The 19966-nt window shown below is 36.2% G+C and carries 19 protein-coding genes; 7 read left to right on the top strand and 12 right to left on the bottom strand.

Translation table 11 applies throughout. The features are described from left to right. Positions 1–45 precede the first annotated feature (45 nt). Genes CKW03_RS11495 through CKW03_RS11485 form a run of 3 tightly spaced genes read right to left on the bottom strand, consistent with a single transcriptional unit; the run spans position 46 to position 1944 of the window. Positions 46–639 (bottom strand): hypothetical protein, encoded by a 594-nt coding sequence (locus tag CKW03_RS11495; RefSeq protein ID WP_093096999.1) that lies wholly within the window; start codon positions 637–639, stop codon positions 46–48. Then, the gene (locus CKW03_RS11490; protein WP_093096996.1) at positions 629–1099 is read right to left on the bottom strand and encodes an RNA polymerase sigma factor; all 471 of its coding nucleotides are present in this window, start codon (positions 1097–1099) and stop codon (positions 629–631) included. Before CKW03_RS11490 ends, CKW03_RS11495 begins: the two co-directional genes overlap by 11 nt. Continuing rightward, positions 1099–1944 (bottom strand): alpha/beta fold hydrolase, encoded by an 846-nt coding sequence (locus tag CKW03_RS11485; RefSeq protein ID WP_197700929.1) that lies wholly within the window; start codon positions 1942–1944, stop codon positions 1099–1101. Before CKW03_RS11485 ends, CKW03_RS11490 begins: the two co-directional genes overlap by 1 nt. A 293-nt stretch (positions 1945–2237) precedes the next feature. Between CKW03_RS11485 and CKW03_RS11480 the strand changes: the two genes are divergently transcribed. Both CKW03_RS11480 and CKW03_RS20415 read left to right on the top strand, forming a co-directional pair. Beyond that, on the top strand, positions 2238–3110 hold the full coding sequence (locus tag CKW03_RS11480) for a ChbG/HpnK family deacetylase (protein WP_093096993.1): 873 nt from the start codon (positions 2238–2240) through the stop codon (positions 3108–3110). A 481-nt stretch (positions 3111–3591) separates the two neighbouring features. Then, positions 3592–4086: a hypothetical protein gene (locus tag CKW03_RS20415; protein WP_337975700.1), complete on the top strand. Its 495-nt coding sequence runs from the start codon at positions 3592–3594 to the stop codon at positions 4084–4086. Here the strand turns inward: CKW03_RS20415 and CKW03_RS11470 are convergent. The 8 genes from CKW03_RS11470 to CKW03_RS11435 all read right to left on the bottom strand — a co-directional run bounded on the left by CKW03_RS11470 (position 4083) and on the right by CKW03_RS11435 (position 11581). Next, the gene (locus CKW03_RS11470; RefSeq protein ID WP_093096987.1) at positions 4083–4940 is read right to left on the bottom strand and encodes a hypothetical protein; all 858 of its coding nucleotides are present in this window, start codon (positions 4938–4940) and stop codon (positions 4083–4085) included. The two genes, CKW03_RS20415 and CKW03_RS11470, sit on opposite strands and share 4 nt — an antisense overlap. Positions 4941–4942: 2 nt before the next feature. Next, a complete protein-coding gene (locus tag CKW03_RS11465; RefSeq protein WP_093096984.1) occupies positions 4943–5581 on the bottom strand; it encodes a hypothetical protein in 639 nt (212 codons plus the stop codon). A gap of 174 nt (positions 5582–5755) precedes the next feature. Beyond that, positions 5756–6430, bottom strand: a complete 675-nt coding sequence (locus tag CKW03_RS11460) for a DNA alkylation repair protein (RefSeq protein WP_236736464.1) — start codon at positions 6428–6430, stop codon at positions 5756–5758. 362 nt (positions 6431–6792) lie between these two features. Beyond that, on the bottom strand, positions 6793–7416 hold the full coding sequence (locus CKW03_RS11455) for a hypothetical protein (protein ID WP_139185447.1): 624 nt from the start codon (positions 7414–7416) through the stop codon (positions 6793–6795). Positions 7417–7535: 119 nt separating this feature from the next. Next, a complete protein-coding gene (locus tag CKW03_RS11450) occupies positions 7536–8813 on the bottom strand; it encodes a TolC family protein (RefSeq protein ID WP_093096978.1) in 1278 nt (425 codons plus the stop codon). A 1-nt stretch (position 8814) separates the two neighbouring features. Further along, positions 8815–9948 (bottom strand): ABC transporter permease, encoded by a 1134-nt coding sequence (locus CKW03_RS11445; RefSeq protein WP_093096975.1) that lies wholly within the window; start codon positions 9946–9948, stop codon positions 8815–8817. Positions 9949–9951: 3 nt separating this feature from the next. Next, positions 9952–10899, bottom strand: coding sequence for an HlyD family secretion protein (locus tag CKW03_RS11440; protein ID WP_157739499.1), 948 nt, complete (start codon positions 10897–10899; stop codon positions 9952–9954). Further along, complete coding sequence (locus tag CKW03_RS11435) at positions 10880–11581, bottom strand: ABC transporter ATP-binding protein (RefSeq protein WP_093096969.1); 702 nt, start codon at positions 11579–11581, stop codon at positions 10880–10882. Before CKW03_RS11435 ends, CKW03_RS11440 begins: the two co-directional genes overlap by 20 nt. 157 nt (positions 11582–11738) lie before the next feature. On the opposite strand from CKW03_RS11435, the gene CKW03_RS11430 reads away from it, so the two are divergent. The 5 genes from CKW03_RS11430 (at position 11739) to CKW03_RS11410 (ending at position 17922) form a co-directional block, all read left to right on the top strand. Further along, on the top strand, positions 11739–13763 hold the full coding sequence (locus CKW03_RS11430) for a beta-L-arabinofuranosidase domain-containing protein (protein ID WP_093096965.1): 2025 nt from the start codon (positions 11739–11741) through the stop codon (positions 13761–13763). 19 nt (positions 13764–13782) lie between these two features. Further along, the gene (locus tag CKW03_RS11425; protein ID WP_093096962.1) at positions 13783–14898 is read left to right on the top strand and encodes an acyltransferase family protein; all 1116 of its coding nucleotides are present in this window, start codon (positions 13783–13785) and stop codon (positions 14896–14898) included. A 69-nt stretch (positions 14899–14967) separates the two neighbouring features. Further along, positions 14968–15819: a helix-turn-helix domain-containing protein gene (locus tag CKW03_RS11420; protein WP_093096959.1), complete on the top strand. Its 852-nt coding sequence runs from the start codon at positions 14968–14970 to the stop codon at positions 15817–15819. A 91-nt stretch (positions 15820–15910) separates the two neighbouring features. Beyond that, positions 15911–17248, top strand: a complete 1338-nt coding sequence (locus CKW03_RS11415) for an amidohydrolase (protein WP_093096956.1) — start codon at positions 15911–15913, stop codon at positions 17246–17248. Positions 17249–17250: 2 nt separating this feature from the next. After that, the gene (locus CKW03_RS11410) at positions 17251–17922 is read left to right on the top strand and encodes an ankyrin repeat domain-containing protein (RefSeq protein WP_093096953.1); all 672 of its coding nucleotides are present in this window, start codon (positions 17251–17253) and stop codon (positions 17920–17922) included. Positions 17923–17963: 41 nt separating this feature from the next. Here CKW03_RS11410 and CKW03_RS11405 read toward each other — a convergent pair whose 3' ends face one another. Further along, the gene (locus tag CKW03_RS11405) at positions 17964–19793 is read right to left on the bottom strand and encodes an alpha-L-fucosidase (RefSeq protein WP_093096951.1); all 1830 of its coding nucleotides are present in this window, start codon (positions 19791–19793) and stop codon (positions 17964–17966) included. Positions 19794–19966 lie beyond the last annotated feature (173 nt).

The following is a 19966-nucleotide window of genomic DNA, read 5'->3' as shown; positions in this document are numbered from 1 at the left end:
AATAAAAAAGCCCTGCAGAGAATTTCTGCAGGGCTTTTTGTTTTGCTATACCTTTTCTGACTCAATGATTTTATGAATCGAGTTAATAAACCCTTCCAATTCCTTGTTTTGCTTTTTTACGATCCTAGGTTTTAAAAACACCCAAACAAAAGCAATCCAACCTAAAGTCAAAGCATAGCTTATAATCGCCATTGTATTGCTCATTCTCAAACTGAATTCATAGAGGTAAAATATCATACCGATCGTTAGCAACACAAAATAAAGATTCATAAAACCCGTTTGGATACTCTTTTGTTTCTCTTGGATACTGAGCAAAGAGTTTAAATAGGCTCGGTTATCCTGACCCTTATTCAGGTGCTTAAAAGTGCTATAAAATAGATTAAACTTAATTAATGACAGTGAAATCGCAAGTATAATAAACGACATCCCAACTTTCGGATATATGGTTTTTGCCTCATAGAGAAACCAAATCGACAGTATAAAAACTGCAGTTAATCCTAGGGTGATATTAGATACCCATTTCTTCTTCATCGATTCTCTTTTATATCCAGAAATCCGGTTTGTTAAATCAGTCAAATCTGGAGAAATAATAGGCTGTTTCTGCCATATCTGTGATAGATCAAACTCTTTATTTGCCATGATTTTTAAATTTTGTATTTAACTTTTCTTTAATTCTATGGATTTTTACCCTGATATTGGCATCTGATAAACCAACGATCTTAGAAATTTCCTGTTGTTTGATTCCTTCCAGTTCTAATGAAATAATGATCCGATCTAATTCTGCGAGTTCTGAAATAAATTGATATAATAGTTTTATTTCCTGGTCTAATTCAGGATTGTCATTGTCTTCATCAGCTACCAGTATCTCGGCTTTGGAAAGTTTTTCATTTTTTTTGATTTGACTTAAGCAAGTATTCGTGGCTATCCTAAATATCCAAGTCCCTATGCTGGCCTCATTCCTAAATGTAGAGAGCTTCTCCCAAACTGTTATGAAAGTTTCTTGAGCCAAATCCTTGGCTTGATCATGGTCATTTATATAACCCATGCACAAGCGATAGATCTTGTTCCAATATTCTTCATATAATTTGTTGAAATCCATTATTTAAGAAAGTTTTGGACTTGTTGCATATACCAATCCTTTGCATCATACATAATAAAGTGCAAACTATGATCAGCATAGCTTAGATCAGCAGTTTTCAAATTTGAATATTGTTGCTCTATGGCAGGCTTAATACGGATAAAGGAACTTTCAAGTAAAATTAATGCAGGACATTCTATGGTTTTTATCTCATCTCTTAAGTCAGTATTACTGAAATCACAAAACATCTTCCCAAAAGTTGCCCTATCTGATTTCATAGACCAATCTACAATTAAATTCTGTTTACTTGTATCCTGTACCATACCTGCCATTCCTTGTTTCTGCATAGCTCTAAACTGCTCGTCACTTAATGATTTAATTTGGTTGACCATTGGAGAACAATCATAGTTAGGATTTGATTTAAAATTTGGATCACTTAACGCTGCTAGACATGGAACTGCATCTACAACCACTATTTTACTTATTAATTTAGGTTCCGCAGCAGCAATAGACATGGCCAATCCGCCACCCATACTGTGTCCAATGATTATTGGGTTATTTATATTATCTGTTTTAATAAAATTGATGATTTCATCCCTCCATCCTTTAAATGTAGGGTCAGTTTGAGCAGGAACTGAGGCGAAGCCAGGCATAGTCAGTACATAATAGGTGTAATCATCACCTAAGCCTTCAATAGTTTCTTTCCAGACATCTCCTGAAGATGCAAAACCAGGTATGAATAAGATATTTTGCTTTCCATTCCCTATTTTTTCTACTCTGAAACTATTTTCTTTTGTTTGTCCATCTGCTGTTGAAACCAATGCTACAAAGGCGATAACGGCTATTAAAATGTTTTTCAAGTTCATAAGTAATTCTTCTTGTTTTCCTTTAGATATGATTTCAAAAAGAATGTTACACTTATTTCTGAAAATAATGATTACTTCCGAAATATATTTCTGTAAGGAATTGAAATACAGTAAGCTAAAATATTTTTTTAAGCCATTTTTTTTCTGTTCTGAAGTTTATTTGATCAAATATTATTCGTTTTTTGGTTCCAAATTACTTTGAACATCTTAGCTTAATTTTTTAAATTTATTATGAATGTGGGCCAAAAGCTTGGACCTGTATTCGGCAACCAAATTCAAAACTAACACTGATTATGTCCGTAAATCCAAATTTTCGAAAATTAAGCCTTTTATTATTGTTCAGCATCCTATCCATTCCATTGTTTGCTCAAGAGCCACCTCAATTAATTGTGAGATCGGATGATATCGGATCTTTTAATGCGGCTAACCTTGCCATTATTGAAACCTACAAAAATGGGATAACAACCTCTGTAGAATTGATGGTAAATTGCCCTTGGGCTCCTGAAGCTGTTAAAATGCTAAATGAAAATCCAAAACTGGATGTCGGAGTACACCTGATGATTACCAGTGAATGGGAAAATTGCAAGTGGCGACCCTTAACTGCAGCAAAAAGTTTGGTTGATGAGTATGGAAATTTTTTCTCTTTCATTTATCCGAATCCAAAAGTTCCAAATGCATCCATTCAGGAGCATCAATGGAAATTAGCTGAAATTGAGGCAGAGTTTCGTGCGCAGATTGAATTGGCGAAAAAGATGCTTCCACGCATTTCCCATATTTCCACCCATATGGGCTGTGGAAATTGGAATGATGAAGTAAAAGCTATGTTGGTTAGACTGTCTAAAGAGTATAACCTCCTTCAAGATATGGATTATGAATTCAAGATGTTCCCAAACCTAGATCTGAAAAGTAAAGCAAACGTGGAAGACAAAATCCAAGCGTTTTTAAAGGCGCTAGAGGAATTAAAGGAAAATGAAGTTTATCTCTTTGTGGAGCATCCTGGCCTTGATGTGAGTGAAATGGAAAATGTGGGCCATGAAGGTTATAGAAATGTTCGTGAAGATAGGAGCGATGTAACCAAAATTCTAATCGATCCTAGAATAAAAGCAAAGATTAAGGAACTTGGAATTGAATTGACTGACTTTCAATCCTTACAAGCTCGTAAATAATTTCTTTGAAAAGATTACATGAAAAATCTGTGGAAAGGAGAATAGAATATAACATATAAAGAAATCAAGAAAAATGCAGATATCCATATTCTATATAAATATTGCTTCATTCTGTAATCTCCAGTGATAAACCAGTTTGCATAGATCACAACACTTGAGGATAAAATAACAAAACTGAAAAATAAAACTATGACCATATTGTGCCTTTTTCCATTAAATATATTTTTTCATTCAATAAATTAGGTCAAATATTGGTTTCACTTTTTTTGTCGATTGTGTTCAAATATATTTAAAATATTCGTAATAGGAAAATACATTTCTTAATTTTAGCAATAATGACACTTGTGTTAAAAAACATATTTTATTTAGTCTCACTTTTCGTATTTGTAAATAAAGTGTTTTTATTTGAATTTTATATATTTGTTCATTAAAAAATTAAGGCTTTTGACGAGTTATGGGGTTAAAACAAAAAAAGCTCACTTTGCTAGATAGATTATTTCTCTCGGTATTTGTTTTAAATATTTTAAATTATTTTCTTTACGAAAAAACCTTGTTGTCGCTAAAAGTGATCTTTTCCTTCTTTCTATTTGGGATAGTTATCTATTTCCTAATCAGAAAACATAGCTTATTTAATGCTGTGGGAAAATTGGAAAGTGTTTTTTATAGCATTATCCTTTCAGGATCTTACCTGACCTTTATTTTTCTAAGCCTAAACTTCTTTTTCTGTTCTTCTACAACCCAAGTTTCTAGCTATAAGGTTAGATGTAAGATCAATAAAATATGGATTCCCGGAGAAGAGATTGCCCCAAAAGTGGTCAAAGCTGAGTTTGATGGCGGATACCATAAAAGAATAGGACTTTCTAAAGAAATAAGGCAACAAAATATTCATCCAGATTCCCTAAGCGTTCATCTTTCTTTTGGCTTATTTGGAGTCCCGGTTATTAAAAAAGTCGAGTTTGATAAAACTCATACCTAAAAGTTGTTATTATAGGTTGAGCCATCGATTTCATCAGCCATAAAATGGATAATAGCACCGTAATTATCCGCAGTAATGGGCGCTGAAAGATAGTTCAATACTGTTTTAATAGGGTTGGTGTTTTCTAATTCCAAAGGAACGTCCTCAAAAATATTGTAAGAGAAGGTCGCGGTTTCCAAGATTACCTTTTGTTCATCCGTCAATTCCTCGTCGTTGAGGTATCTATTCAACGCAACTTTCAAACTATTTTCATCAAAATCAGATTGAACAAATATTAATGCCTTCCTTCCCCAGGTGATACTCATAACATAGATCAGGTCATCATCCTTTAATTTTGCTAATTCTTCCCTATAATTCATCATTCCTGTTTCTGCAATATCTAAATAGAGATCAAATAGAGGGATCTCATAAGCAATCAAAATATTGGATACTGGCATTTTATTATTTATGTCCAATCCAAACCATTTTCCCAAATCCATTTTTTGTCCAAAATTAGCATAGAGATCCTCTAGATTTCGAATCGGATAAAAGGAATAGCTAGCAATTCCTGAACTAGTTGGAGCTCCTTTTGACTTCAATTCATCAGCTATTACCTGATACATATTTTCCTTTGTCGGCACAATTTCGGGAAATTCGTATTTAAAGGTCGTGGATAGGAGAAAAATCTTCTCCTTGGTCTTGATATCCTTGAATTCATGTTTCTCCGTATTGATAGATTTTTTACTTAGGACGGCTCCTAAATAAAGCTGTTCAGGGTTTTTGCTGAATAAAGTCGCGGAAGATTTTGTTTCTTGTGCTGAAATGATTCCAAATGTCAAAATAAATAGCAAAGTTGTTAATAGTCCAGTTCTCATATTTATTTCTTTTCAGGGGTAAAAACATAATTCTTTATCAACCAGATCAATCTGGAATTATTTAAGGGGTCTGCATCAAGCAAATGCCTATTGTCTGGCATTTCATATTGTTGCCCGAAACTCAGGTGGCTGCTTTTGCTATTATTTGCGTTTTTCTTGTAGTAGCTCACTTTTAGGGTTAGGATAGAATCGGCGTTAATGCTCGCCCAATTCTTCCAGGTATTGTTTTTGGCCTCATGGATCTGAAGGATTTGCTCCGACCATTTTATTTGATAGGACCCCATGGGCATTTTTGATTTATAAACAAACATGGAATCCTCTTTTATCAAGATGGAATCAGGCCTGAAATAAGTAACTCGATTTCCGAAATGCAGTTTGATATCTGGTTCAGTAAGATTTTTTACAACAAAGCCTTTTAGGTACTCAATAAAATCCTCATTCTTTTCAGAAGTATATTTATATAATATGATTCTGGGCTTCTCTACAGGTTCGGGCTCGGGTTCTGGTTCCGGTTTTGGGGCTGGCTTCGGTTCCGGTTCCGGTTCGATTTCCTTAGGTCCGCAGGAATGGAGAATACAAAATAGAAAAGAGAACGGTATTATTAAAAAATAAATAGGTAATCGCTTGGTTAATAGTATCATATATTAGTTTTTAATAAAATGGTAGCAGCTAGTGAGTCCGTAAACTATAGTAAATATAAAAATTATTTCTAAATATTTAATAAAATAAATAAAGCAGTTGAAAAATGTGGATTTCAACTGCTTTATATCGGCTTTATAAACTTATTGTTAAAAATATATTAATATCCTTGGCCCTTACTGTTCTCTGCTCACAAAGTAATCAATCCAAATTGGGGCAAAAGGAGAGGTACAACCTTTTGAAACGGGATAATCCTTATAGACACCTAACTTATGTCCAATTGCTATAGCGCGATCTCTATAATGAGGTTGTTTTATACCTATCTGAGCTAATGTGCTGTTCATGGTCCATTGAACCTCAGGCTTTGCTTCCAGCATGTGTTTTTCGATATAATCCAATAATTTTGGGGTATCTTCCAATTCAGGATTTCTGGCAATATTTCCGGAAATCAAACTCCAAGCTAACCGCTGCAACATCACATTCTCAGCTTTTTCCCATTGTAATCTCAAGGTCTGCTTGTCTAAACTATCTTTGATTAAATAACTATATAGCCAATCAATTACATTCGCAAAGTTCTCTGATGATACCATCGACGTCAATTGCTCATTACTTAATTTTTTAGGGTCCAGAATTAAGATGGCAACACATCTAGCTTCCATATTGTTGGTCTCCCATAGTTCAAGTCCCAGTTCCTGATCTTTTTTTATTTTGGCAGCTATCTTACGGACATCGCCCATCTTAACTCCAAATTGATTATCGCCGGCGCCTCTTTTTTTATTTTGTGCAACTAGTTTTTCTGAACCTAATGATTTTAATTCATCTAAAACCTCTTGTGTGGTTATTTTAGCCATGTCTTTATAGGAAGTTTAAAGTGGTTTACTTAGTGTATTTAGTAATAAAGGATAGGACCTAATATTTTACTCCTGTAAAAATAAGAATTATTGCCTAAGATTAATTTCATTGCATAAAAAAACTCCTTAGGCGGGGAACCTAAGGAGTTTTAACTAACCAATTATTAACCTAAATTATGAAATTTGATTAGATATATTCAATGTCTGTGCCGAAATGGAAATTAACATTTCGTTTAACTATTTTTAACATTTTTGTTGTTGAATAGCGATAAAATGCATTGATTATCGGGCTTGATTTCTTATGGCTAACAAGACTGTCAGTCTGACATTCTATAAGCCTGTACATTTTGTCACCCAGTAAATTAACTTTTTGAAACGATCAATTCCCCTTTAAGTATATTTAAATCATCAACACATCTTTTACACGATTCAAAACGTCTTACAGGACTTGGTAATTCCTTTGCTTTTTCATTTGAACTAAACTCTACGATATAACCAATCTGATCCATGGTCGTGAAGTAAACGAGGTCGGCATTGTTTTTATCTGCTGCATTGTAAACCATGATTCTCTTATTGACCGAACGATTATCAATCCATTGGTCTATTTTTTTTGAAGTTAACCAGCCAGTTACCTTTGCGTTGAATTTCAAATACAAAGGGAACTCTAGATAATTCAAGAGATAACAATAATATTTGAAGTCAATTTCATAAGGAAATAGAAGTAAACAAGTATTGGGGTCGATTCGGACGAGCTTGATAATGACATGATATTCCATTTCATTGATCATTTCGCAGAAATCCATACATGCTTCCTTAACTTCACTGTAAATAGGGCCTTCAATTAAAATGCCTTTATCATTATTTATTTCAGGATAATCGTTTTCAGAAAATTCGGGCCGGCTTGCAGTGGATTTACCCGTCATCCAACTCACTATAAGAACAATAATGACTATAGCAATAATGACTATACTGATAATTGTACTCATGGCATTTTAAATTAATATTGGTTTGAGAGACCTAAAATAATTAGGCCTCGTCTAAAAATAGAAATAAAATGTTGATTATAAAATAATTACTGCTTTTTGTTAAAGAAGACGAAAAATGGTTATTGTTCCAAAATGATTTTCAATAGGTCGTATTTTGCTTGCCAAATATCCTGACATGATTTCAGGTAATCACTGCTGGCTTTATTAAAGTCTATCAATAATATTCTGCCACTCTGATAGGCCGCCAATTTCTCCTCCTTGTTTTGGAGCGCTAGATTTTTTATTTTCTCCAAAGCTTCAATCTTTTGTTTTGAAAATATTATTTTTCCCTGCTTTTGTTTTTGGTCGATTCCATCATTCAGTTGAAGGTCTTCCAGTTGCTGCAAAAAGACTTTTTCACTGAGTTGAGCTTTCCTGATTGCACTGCTATTGCTAAAATAGGCTGAAATAGGTATTCGAAGGCCCAGGTTTGCATAGCTATAGCCATACCAATTGCTTTTATCGACCAGGTTTAAGGAATTACTGAAGTATTGAGCACCGTAATAGGCATTAAAGCTAAGGCTCGGTAAGGCCTGACGCTTTATCCCATTCAATTGAATGATAGATAATTGCTGGTCTAATTCTATTAACTTCTGATCATAACCCTTTTTTTCATATCCTTCTAATTCCATTATTATTTCTTCCATATTATTGCTCAAAACGGTTATGGAATCTAATGGATAATATCTACCTAGCTCTAAATTCGCTTCCTGCAAAATGGACCATGATTCATGCATCAGGATTCTTTTTCGTTGTACTTCCTGTTGGGAAAAGCTATATTCTTCTGAACTCCCTCTTCCAGCCAAAAACCTTTCTTTATTGATGGCATTAATTTCTTCAAATAAGGCTGAATCTTTTAAGGCAAATTGGTATTGCGCTGTCGCCAATACAATGGAAGCATAGGCAAGCGTAGCATTGGTCCTCCAATCTTGTTCAGCTAAAGATTCCTCAACCTTGGCTTTTTCTAAAGCGATTTGGTCCTCCTGTTGTTGCGTTTTCCTGTTGGGATTAAATAAGTCCCATTCCAATTGTAGACCAGCCTTAGAATTCCATTTGGTAGAAAACTTTAATGGTAATATTGCTCCTTCTTCAGCATTGGGATCAAATGCTATTGCGGGTACTGGAGTAGTTGGAATTATTAAATTCCTTTGCAAGTTGGCATCGCCATAAATCACAGGAAATCGCTCTGATCTTCTAACATTCAATTGCTCTTCCTGAACTTCTTTATTCAGTTTCTTTTCCTTTAAACTCCTTCCTTGACCAGCATAATTCCAGAGGTCCATTAGGCTAAGGCTCTGGGCATTTCCGGATATGGAATATCCTATTATGAGTAATATGGTAAAGATGGATTTCTTCATATTAAAAAACTGAGGCTGGTTCTAATTTAGATATTTTTCTAACGGCAAATAAAGAGCCCCCAATGGAAATAATCATGGTAACCAATAATAAGAACAAGGCAAAAGGTATACTCACATTTATATTTAAACCACTTTTTTCGACCCCAAACTTAAAACCATAGATCAGCATCATGGCTATCCCATAACCAATTGATGCATATAGAAAGGCTTGCGCAATGATCAACCGATTGACAAATTTGTTTTTGGCTCCAATTGCCTTTAATGTACCGTAATCCTTGATCCTGTCTAAAGCAGATGAATATAGAGTTAAGCCAATTATAAAAAAACCAGAAATCATGGCGAATACTACGAGAGTTCCAAAGCTCATCCCCATATTTGATGAAATCAAGATTTCCTTAACCGTTGATGATCTTAGCTTTTCAGCATCCCATGCCCTTAAATGAGGAAAATTCTGATTGATTACTTCAATCATCTCTTTTTTGTCCTGTCCATCAGTAAGCTTGGCAATGATTAAACTGACCTTATCTTTGGGGAAGTTTCCGAAATAAGTCGCATTTTCCAGCGTGGTATACATAAAACTGGCCCCAAATGCTTGCGCGTTTTTTGTGATGACCGCTAATTTGGCACTCTTACCATTGATCTCTATTGGTTTATTTAAATAAAGAGAAGTTTCCCAACTTCTTGCATTGAAATATTCAGCACTGACAGCATAAGGCTGTAAAAGATCCTGAACAGACCCGCTATCAATTTTATTAAATTCTGGACCCATTATAAATGCAGGGGCAGGGGCCCCAACTAAGGTTACGGCAGCAGTCTTGCCATCCAAAAAGGTAGCTTGGGCATTGGCAAGGATAATTGGCGTCGTTTTTTCAATGCCTTCCAAACTGCCTATTTCCTGGACAGCTCGTTGGTCTATGCTATTGATGGAATTCACATTCCTGCTTTGGGATTCTATGATCCATAAATCATTCTTTTCTACCGGCGCATTGTTTACCAAATTCCCCATTAATCCCATTAAAAAGAATAAGAGGCTTAATTGTTGGCCAATTAGAAATACACTGATTACGATGGCAGTAATTATTCCAAAGCTCTTTGCTCGATCAAAGCGAATGAATTTCCAAGCTAATCCCAACATACCTTATAATTTTACCTTACATTCTACTTTCGAATTGATCAATAAAGAAGGATTTTTCTTTGGTTCAATCCGTATCCTGCGTACTCTTCGATCTTCAGCTTCATTTGCTGTTTCAAATAAAATAGATTTATTCATCAAGGTAGGACTGACATAAACAATCTTTCCTTTACCAATGACAGTTGGTTTACCCACAAAATTGATATCGACGGTTTGGCCTATTTTCACACTGTCAGCGAATAACTCATCAACCTCTGCTTCAATAATGATATTATCCTTGTCCACAATTTTACCCAATTCTTCAGTACCATTAATAGTTTGGCCCAATTGAACATTTAATTCAGCGATGACGCCTTTCTTGATGGCTGTAATCTGATAATCCTGTAAGCTTTGCTTGTTCTTGGAAATTAAAATAGATTGCTCCTTTTCTGAAGCTTTATTGGCTTTTATCTGGCTCCTCAAACCTGAAATAAGTTCCTCCTGTTGTTTTAGGTTGGAAAGATCATTTTCAACTTTTTCTTTAGTTTCCGCATTTTTGGCAAAAAGAGCCTTAGAAGTCTCATATTTAGATTTTAATTCTTGTAATATGATATCCTGCTTCGCCAGATCGCTGAGATTAGTTTGATGCGCTGCTTTCAAACTCTCTAATTGCGCTTGGGACTGAGCAACATCTAATTCTTCGCTATTCTCTTTTAAGATCATTAAGACTTGTCCCTGTTCAACTTCATCGCCTTCCTTAACCCTTATTTCTTTGATTTCTGCACTGACTGGCGAACTGATCTGAACCCAACCGTCCTCTGGTATTACTTTGCCAATTGCTATCACAGAACCATAAATGGCTGAGACTTTCGCTTTCTCTTCTTCCTTTTGTTTCTTTTCATTCTTGCAGCTGACTACAGCTAGCAATAAGACCAAGAAACTCAAAATGCTTAGGCTATTTGTAATCTTCCTCATTTCGAATACTATTTGAAACATTTCCTTCTTCAACATATATAACTTCGTCTGCGAATTTTTTTAACCTTAAATCATGTGTGACAATAATCACTGCTTTTCCCTCTTGAGCTAGTTCTTTGAGTTCTTCCATAATGATGGACGCACTTTTTGCATCCAAGGAAGCAGTAGGCTCATCGCATAAAATCATGCTGGGGTTGGTAACTAAAGCTCTTGCGATGGCTACACGTTGTTTTTGCCCTCCACTTAATTTCTTTGGCAAATTGTGCAATCTGTCGGATAATCCCACCGCTTCCAAAGCTGAAATTGCCTTTTCTTTGGCTTCCTTTTTTTCAACGGATTGCAATAATAATGGCTGCATCACATTCTCCAATGCGGTTAGAGGCTCCAATAAATTGAATTGCTGGAAAACAAAGCCAATATCATGCAAACGTAAATCCGCAAGTTTGTTCTCCGATAAACTCGTTACCTCTTTATCTTTATAATAAACTTTTCCTGAACTTGGATAGATAATACATCCTATGATGGATAATAAAGTAGTTTTTCCAGAACCGGATGGCCCCATGATCAACGTTAATTTATTTGAATCAAAACTTAGGCTACTTTTAGCCAATGCAGTAATGCTAATGTCTCCAGTTTGATATACTTTATCTACGTTTTCCAGGCGAACAATTTCTTCGGGCATGCTTTTCTAGCTTTGATTTTAAAAATAACCAAGAATTCATCTAAAGCCAAAAACAAAAGCTAATTTCTTTATATAAATGGGAAATGATTGTTAAAAAAACTTTAACTTCATAGTGAGTAATCGCTTCGATCGATTCATTTCGAATAAACCTAATGCCATGAATAAACAAATCAAATTGTCCTTTGCTGCATTTCTATTGACTTTTGCCAGCGCCCAAGTTCAAGCCCAACCCTATATTCAAAATAAGGCTCCTTTGATCCAAAAGCCTTATATGGAATTGCCTTTAGGAGCGATTAAACCTCAAGGCTGGTTGGAAGAAATGCTAATTACCCAGAAAAATGGAGCTACAGGTCAATTAGATCAACTTTATCCACTGGTTATGGGAGATCGAAATGGCTGGTTAGGTGGTGATGGCGATCAATGGGAGCGTGGACCTTATTGGGTTGATGGCCTCTTACCTTTGGCCTATCAGTTAAATGATAAAGGTTTAAAAGCCAAAGCACAGCGTTGGGTGGAGTGGGCCCTGCAAAGCCAATCGGAAGATGGTTATTTTGGTCCAGCAAAAGATTATGATTATGAACCAGGTATCCAAAGGAATAATTCCCATGATTGGTGGCCCAAGATGGTCATGCTCAAAATATTGCAGCAATATTATTCGGCAACTGAAGATCAAAGGGTAGTCAACCTTTTTACAAAATATTTCCATTATCAACTAAAAACATTAGAAGAGAAGCCCCTTGGACATTGGACCTTTTGGGCTGAATATCGATCAGCGGATAATTTACAGGCAGTTTATTGGCTATACAATATTACCGAAGACCCAAAATTGCTGGAACTAGCCGATATCCTGCATGCGCAGGGTTTTGACTTTACCCAAAAATTTATCCAACGCAACATGCTTGCTACATTTAGGAGCATACATTGTGTCAACCTTGCTCAAGGACTCAAGGAGCCGGTTATTTTTTATCAACAAAGTAAAGATCCTAAACATCTGGCCGCAGTGAAACAAGGACTGTCTGATATTAAATTATTTAATGGTCAGGCTCAAGGCATGTATGGAGGCGATGAAGCCTTGCATGGGAGCAATCCTACCCAGGGTTCCGAACTCTGTTCTGCAGTGGAGTTGATGTTTTCCTTAGAAAAGATGCTAGAAATTACCGGCGATGTAGGATTCGCAGAGCATTTAGAAAAAGTGGCGTTTAATGCATTGCCAACACAGATTTCCGATGATTTTATGCGTCGGCAGTATTTCCAGCAGGCCAATCAGGTTCAGATCACTAGGCAGATGTACAATTTCGATGTCAACCATCAAGGAACAGATGTTGTTTTTGGGCTTTTGACAGGTTATCCGTGTTGTACTTCCAATATGCATCAAGGCTGGCCGAAATTCACGCAAAACCTGTATTATGCAACCGCAAATAAAGGAATTGCTTCCATGATCTATGCTCCGTCATCCGCTGTGGTAAAAGTTGGAGAAGCAGGTAAAATGGTACAAGTCTCCCAAGAAACCTTCTATCCATTTGAAAGTAAAATCAACCTCAAATTCAATCATCGAGAAAATGCAGTTGAATTTCCATATCAGATCCGAATTCCTTCATGGACAAAAGATGCCAAAATCCTTATCAATGGGGAGGAGTTTAATGCCGATGCGAAACCAGGTTCAGTCATTGAAATCAAAAGAGCCTGGAAAAATAATGATGTCATGACTTTGGATTTTCCAATGGAATTTAACTTTGAGACTTACCATGAAGGTTCACGTGCCATAGAAAGAGGACCTTTGGTTTATGCTTTGGATATTCCTGGTGAAGAAAAAGAAGTGTTCTTGGATGACAAAGAAAAAGTAGCCTATGGAAATTCCTTTATTGAAGTCAGGCCTACTGCAGATTGGAATTATGGCTTACCATTGTTCAACAAAAAGGAAATGGCCACGCTATTCCAAGTCTCTGAAAATCCAAATACCAATAAGGAATATCCTTGGAACCGTGAAAATGCCCCTATTGAATTGAAAGTAAAAGCAAGGCAATTGCCTTTCTGGAAACTTTATAATGGCATGGCAGGACCCATGCCGACCGCAGATATGTATGGTTTGAATATTAATGAATTAAAAGAAGTTGAAATCCGATTGATACCCTATGGTTGTACTACCTTAAGGATATCTCAATTTCCAATGCTTAGAAAATAAACCCTATTAACCATATATTATGAAAGTTATTCCTTCACAACGATTAGAGTCTCTCGATATCCTTAGGGGCCTTGACCTGTTTCTGTTGGTTTTTTTACAACCGGTCTTGATGTCTATTGGACAGATCTGGGATAACCCTGCTTATCACAGCATGTTGACCCAATTTGAACATGAAGCATGGGAAGGCTTTAGGCTTTGGGACTTGATCATGCCTTTATTCCTATTTATGACAGGTATTACCATTCCTTTTTCCTTAGATCGGAAAATTGGAAATGATAGCCCTGAAGTATATAGGCACATCATAAGGCGATTTCTGATTTTATGGATTATTGGGATGATTGTGCAAGGTAATCTTTTAGCATTTGATTGGCACGTATTACGATTATATTCCAATACATTACAAGCAATCGCTACAGGATACCTCATTACCTCCTTGGCGTATCTTCATTTTAGCTTTAAAAAACTCATCGGATTAGGCTTGTCCTTATTGATCATTTATTCTATCCCAATGTCCACATGGGGTGGATACGAACCTAATTATAATTTTGCCATCTATCTAGACAAAATGTTTCTTCAAAATTTTATGGATGGAGTGAAATGGCAAGGCGATGAATGGATATTTTCCGAACATTATCAATATACCTGGATTTGGAGCAGCTTGACTTTTGTTGTTACGGTATTAATGGGCTGTCTTACCGGTAAAGTGATCAAGGATGGGAAGGATAAAGATCCCAATGGAACAACTATAAAATTGATCATCGCCGCTGCAATCTGTATCGTTGTAAGTTTGATCTGGCAATTTCAACAACCGATCATTAAGAAAATATGGACAGGTAGCATGACCTTGTTCTCTGGTGGTATATGCATCTTATTGATGGCTGTTTTTTACTATGTAATCGATGTCAAACAAATAAAAATGCCTTTCCGCTGGCTAAAAGTTTATGGTATGAATTCCATTGTAGCCTACGGACTGGCTGAAGTTATTGATTTCAGAAGTTTGGTCCATTCCTTGACTTTTGGTTTAGAAAAACATTTTGAAGAGTATTCTCATTTGATACTGACTATCGGAAATTACTCTATTGTTCTTCTAATACTTATCTTCTTATATAAAAGAGGGATTTTTGTCAAAATCTAGACTTAGTCAGCTTATTCCGTTTGTTATTCCTTAATTTTAGAAGGAAATAATCTTTTCAAAGGAAATCAAATGGAAGACAAAAATGTAATTCCTACACTTGATATGCATGGATTCCGTGAGGAGCAATTCGCTGGAAAAAAAGAATTGCTCTTCAATGAGATCCTGGGTGAAAAGATTATTGAGAAACCCCACAAGCATGACTTCTTTATTATTATCCTTTTTGATCATGCCTCTGGTGTCCATAGTATAGACTCTGTCGATTATTCCATTGCTGATCAGGAAGTGCATGTTCTTTTTCCAGAACAGATCCATAAGTGGCATATCGCTGCCGGATCAAAAGGATATCAGCTTATGATTGAAAAATCCTTCCTAGAGCAATTTGCTCCAGCTTTTCGATATTCTTTTACCAATTACCAGAACCATCCCGTTATTAAACTTAGCAAGGAGGCATTTGAAAAGTTGCTATATGAGTTCAATGCTATCCGCGATGAATTACTTGATCCCCAACCTGTAAATCAGCTGATTTCTGCACGTGCAGCTGTTATTGCAGCATTGGTCAGTAAAGAAGCTGAATTTGATATTGAGGAATTTAAGGTTTATCAAACCCAGCCACGTCTAGCCAAGTTCAATTGGCTTATTGATAAATTTTACAAGAGCCAGAAATCGATTTCTTTTTATGCTGAACAATTAAACATCAGTTCTAATTATCTGAATATCCTTTGCAAAAAGAATCTCAAAGTTTCTGCAAATAAGCTTATCCATCAGCGGATTACTCTTGAATCCAAAAGGCTTTTACAGACCTCTGATCGTAGCGTTAAGGAAATAGCGTTCGATCTGGGATTCTCGGATCATGCCTATTTTTCTAACTTTTTCAAGAATCAAACAGGTCTAAGTCCTAGTCAATTCCGCTCGCAGTTATAAAATTTACAAGGATTTGGATATTATTTCCAAGAATTTAGATGGAGAGCATCTTACCTTTGTATTGTAAATCACACATTCAAAATTATTGGAAATGAAACTTTCAAGAAAAGACTTCTTAAGGAATTCCGCCATGAGTGTTGCAGGCTTAGCATTGGGTTCAAATGTCCTAGCTGCAAATGAAGATATTAAATCTAGAGCAATGGACTCCATCAATTACAATAAAGACATGAAAAATCTAAAACTTAAAAATGTAAGACTAGAGACTGGCTTTGAATTTATGGAAGGTGAAGTGGCTTCAACCAAAACTGAACTGTTTTTGATTGAAATCGAGAATGGTAAAATCAAAAATATCAGTGCCAATTCCAATGATCCTGATGCCATTGACGCCAAGGGATTATTGATGTTGCCTTCCTTCAAGGATATGCATATCCACCTGGATAAAACATTTTATGCTGATAAATGGCAAGCTGTCAAGAGGAGAAAAGGAGGCGTGAAGGGAATGATCGCTCTTGAACAGGAAATCATGCCGGATTTGTTGAAGACATCAACCTTCAAGGCAGAGAAATTGATCGAATTATTGCAATCCCATGGATCAGGCTTTGCAAGGAGCCATGTCAATATTGAACCCACGTCGAAATTAGAATCCCTAAAAAACCTCCAAAAAGCATTAGACCATAAAAAGGACGGATTTGGAGCTGAATTGGTAGCATTCCCTCAACACGGTGTATTCTATACAGACACTGTTCCTTATCTAAAGGAAGCTGCAAAAATGGATATTGATTTTATTGGTGGTCTGGATCCATTCAGTATTGATGGAGCTATTGAAAAGACCATGGACTTTACCGTCCAGCTGGCTTTGGATAATCAAAAAGGAATTGATATACATCTCCATGAAACTGGAGATTCAGGGGTAAAAACCATAGAATATCTGATTGCTAAAGTTAATGAGAATCCAAGCCTCAAAGGCAAAACTTATTTGAGCCATTGTTTTGCTTTAGGCAAAATTGACCAAGCTAAACAAGAAGAGCTGGCTGAGAAATTAGCGGATGCTAGAATAGGTATTATATCCACGGTTCCATTTGGAGGATTGATCATGCCAATTCCTACCTTAATGAACAAAGGGGTAGAGGTAATGGTAGGTAATGATAGTATTGTAGATCATTGGAATACCTTTGGTTCTGGAAGTGTTTTGCAAAAGGCAAATTTGGCAGCGCAATTATATGGCTATTCAACGGAATTGGGATTGTCTAGGATGTTGAAATTAGCAACTGCAGGTCCTACACCTTTGGACGAAAAAGGTACTCAGCTTTGGCCAAAGGTTGGTGATACGGCAGACCTGGTTTTGGTAGATGCAAGTTGTTCAGCTGAAGCGGTATCAAGGGTTTCTGAAGTTAAATCTTTAATTTATAACGGAAAGGTAGTGTATTGATTATGAAGATAGTAACAATTTGTCTATGTCTGGTATTGGGATTTTCATCTTGCCAGGCTTCAACTAAAAAAGAACAGGAGATTGAAATCGTGGACCAACAAGGACTGGTTAAATTGGTAGAGAGCAAAAATATTAAAGCAGTGGAATCGGCTCTCAAAGCTGGACAAGATGTCAATACGGTTGATGCTAATAAAAGGAACTTGCTATTGATCGCTACGATAAACCAAGATTTACCCATGGTAAAGTTGTTGGTTTCATTTAAAGCAGACGTTAACCAACAAGCTGATAATTTAGATAGCCCGTTTCTATATGCGGGAGCAACAGGCCAAATTGAAATGCTGAAGCTATTTTTAGAAAATGGGGCGAGGTTTGATGTCTTTAATCGTTATCATGGGTCGGCTTTGATTCCAGCCTGTGAGCGCGGACATGTAGAGACCGTTAGATTATTGGCCAATACAAAAGGGTATCCTATCGATCATGTCAATAGGTTAGGTTGGACTGCTTTAATGGAAGCTATCGTATTAGGTGATGGGAGCAAGAAATACCAAGAAATCGTACAAATATTAAAAGATGCAGGTTCTAAAATGGATATTCCTGATAAGGATGGAATAAGTCCACTCCAACATGCAAAAAACCGAGGATTCAAAGAAATCGTCAAAATAATAGAGGGATAAATCAAAAGATTTATCCCTCTATTATTTTGGTATCACTTGACCTAAAGATTGCTTTCAATAGCACCTACTTCTTCAGAGAACAATTCAATTGGTTTATCCAATAAGACTGCAATCACCGTTGTATTTTTATCCAATCTATCCTTAGGAATATCAATATATACAATTCCTGGCGTAGCACTCCAGTAAAGCTTGTTATAAATCTCATGGCCAATCATAGAACCTTCACCTACAATTCGGATCCTTGCGATATTGTTCTTTAATCCCTTGATGGCAATTGGACCTGTTGGTTGACCCTCTACAAATAGATATAATGTTTGTTTGTCAGGGGATAAGGCTGTTTTTCCGTTAAAGTGATTTGCTGGAATTCCTTTAGCAGCATCTTGGAGAACTTCAGCATGTTTTTTAACCCAATTTTTAGTTTCCTCGCTATGGAAGTTAAAGGATTTATCCAATTTGCTGCCATCTTCATTGATATAACCTTTAAATAGATTTGCACCAATTGAGGTCATATCCACAATTTTACGGATGGATTCTTGTGGGGTTTTTGCATATAGAAAGTCAGTAATTCCAACTGGTTCTGGTAGGATATGAGGATTAATAGATGGCTTTTTATTGAATTTTACTGCAACAACTGAGGCAACGGGGTCAAAATTAGCAGTCGGAATCTGCAACTTTAATTTACCAAATTGATATTCAAAAGGAACGTTTTCGTTTGTTCCTAGCATCTTTATTTCCAAGGGCTGATCATCAAAACCTTGCATCTCTACATAATCCTTAACCTGATCTAGGTAAATAAATAAGGTTTTACCATCTTTAGAAAAACTGTTCTTTTCATTTACTAAATCTTGCGATAAACCAGCTCTAGTGCCATAAATGGCTTCCGAATATTTCTTGGTCCATCGGGCTAACTCCTTGAGGATCGCAACCTGTTCTTCAGGAATTGTTCCATCAGCCTTTGGGCCAATGTCCAACAATAAGTTACCACCCATTGCCAAACATTCAATCAAGGTCCTCACAATCATATTTGGACTCTTGTAATGTTTGTCAAAATGCTGGTATCCCCAAGAATCATTCATGGTATAGCATAACTCCCAATACCTATGGTCAGGACGCCGAACTGGGATACCCTGTTCCGGTGTAGCATAATCGCCATGATTGTTCAATCGAGAATTTATAATGATATTCTTGTTATACTTACGAAGTAAATCTAAAGTTTCCTTGGCTTTCCATTCTTCAGAAGAATGCTCCCAATCACCATCAAACCAAATCAGGTCGGGCTTATAGGCAACTGATAATTCTTTTAATTGTCCTTGATAATAATCTTGGAATTGAGTCCAACGGTTGGGGTCTTCCTTGATATCATACCTTTTTTGGGTCCTCGTGATGATATCGTAATTCGGATGGCTCCAATCGGGCAAAGAGAAGTAAAGACCAGTCTTTAAGCCAGAGGCTTTAAGTTCCTGCACAAAAGGAGTCAAAACATCTTTTTTCGCAGCCGCATCCTTAGCAATAGTTGTTGGTTGATCCATCTTACTATCCAATAAGGAAACCCCATCATGGTGTTTAGTGGTAATTACAGAATACTTCGCGCCAGAATCTTTGATCAATTGAACCCACTCCTTTGGATCGTACTTATCGGCAGTAAATCCTTGGAGCTGTTTCATATAGTTTTCATGGCTTAGATAATTATTGAAAAAAGCCCAAGATTCTGATATTCCATTTACGGAATAGATCCCCCAATGAATAAATATTCCCAATTTAGCATCATCGAACCATTCCATTTTTGGGCTTTCAACCTCTTTTCTGATTTCCTGCCCATTTGAATGAGTAAGCAATAGTCCCAATGCTAATGTGATTAGAGTACGGCGCATAAAGTTTATTAAATTGTTTAAGTTTCTGCTTAACTAATAATGATACAAATAAATTTTTTAATAGCTTAAATAAAGCTGAAAAATCCAATGATTTTTAGATTTCCAATTGATCTTATTCGAGGCATATTCGGAATTTTCCGAATATGCCTCGAATATGGGTAAAGCGAAGTTAA

The sequence above is a fragment of the Sphingobacterium mizutaii genome, from assembly GCF_900187125.1.
Lineage (GTDB): Bacteria > Bacteroidota > Bacteroidia > Sphingobacteriales > Sphingobacteriaceae > Sphingobacterium > Sphingobacterium mizutaii.
The sequence above is the reverse complement of the archived record's forward strand: the minus strand, read 5'-3'. Positions and strand labels throughout refer to the sequence as shown.

Coding starts and splice junctions, on each gene's coding strand:
- CKW03_RS11480 (WP_093096993.1), top strand. CDS start 2,238: ATGTCCGTAAATCCAAATTTTCGAAAATTAAGCCTTTTATTATTGTTC.
- CKW03_RS11490 (WP_093096996.1), bottom strand. CDS start 1,099: ATGGATTTCAACAAATTATATGAAGAATATTGGAACAAGATCTATCGC.
- CKW03_RS11435 (WP_093096969.1), bottom strand. CDS start 11,581: ATGCCCGAAGAAATTGTTCGCCTGGAAAACGTAGATAAAGTATATCAA.
- CKW03_RS11410 (WP_093096953.1), top strand. CDS start 17,251: ATGAAGATAGTAACAATTTGTCTATGTCTGGTATTGGGATTTTCATCT.
- CKW03_RS11445 (WP_093096975.1), bottom strand. CDS start 9,948: ATGTTGGGATTAGCTTGGAAATTCATTCGCTTTGATCGAGCAAAGAGC.
- CKW03_RS11455 (WP_139185447.1), bottom strand. CDS start 7,416: ATGAGTACAATTATCAGTATAGTCATTATTGCTATAGTCATTATTGTT.
- CKW03_RS11465 (WP_093096984.1), bottom strand. CDS start 5,581: ATGATACTATTAACCAAGCGATTACCTATTTATTTTTTAATAATACCG.
- CKW03_RS11405 (WP_093096951.1), bottom strand. CDS start 19,793: ATGCGCCGTACTCTAATCACATTAGCATTGGGACTATTGCTTACTCAT.
- CKW03_RS11460 (WP_236736464.1), bottom strand. CDS start 6,430: ATGGCTAAAATAACCACACAAGAGGTTTTAGATGAATTAAAATCATTA.
- CKW03_RS11430 (WP_093096965.1), top strand. CDS start 11,739: ATGAATAAACAAATCAAATTGTCCTTTGCTGCATTTCTATTGACTTTT.
- CKW03_RS11440 (WP_157739499.1), bottom strand. CDS start 10,899: ATGAGGAAGATTACAAATAGCCTAAGCATTTTGAGTTTCTTGGTCTTA.
- CKW03_RS11415 (WP_093096956.1), top strand. CDS start 15,911: ATGAAACTTTCAAGAAAAGACTTCTTAAGGAATTCCGCCATGAGTGTT.
- CKW03_RS11420 (WP_093096959.1), top strand. CDS start 14,968: ATGGAAGACAAAAATGTAATTCCTACACTTGATATGCATGGATTCCGT.
- CKW03_RS11470 (WP_093096987.1), bottom strand. CDS start 4,940: ATGAGAACTGGACTATTAACAACTTTGCTATTTATTTTGACATTTGGA.
- CKW03_RS11485 (WP_197700929.1), bottom strand. CDS start 1,944: ATGAACTTGAAAAACATTTTAATAGCCGTTATCGCCTTTGTAGCATTG.
- CKW03_RS11450 (WP_093096978.1), bottom strand. CDS start 8,813: ATGAAGAAATCCATCTTTACCATATTACTCATAATAGGATATTCCATA.
- CKW03_RS11425 (WP_093096962.1), top strand. CDS start 13,783: ATGAAAGTTATTCCTTCACAACGATTAGAGTCTCTCGATATCCTTAGG.
- CKW03_RS11495 (WP_093096999.1), bottom strand. CDS start 639: ATGGCAAATAAAGAGTTTGATCTATCACAGATATGGCAGAAACAGCCT.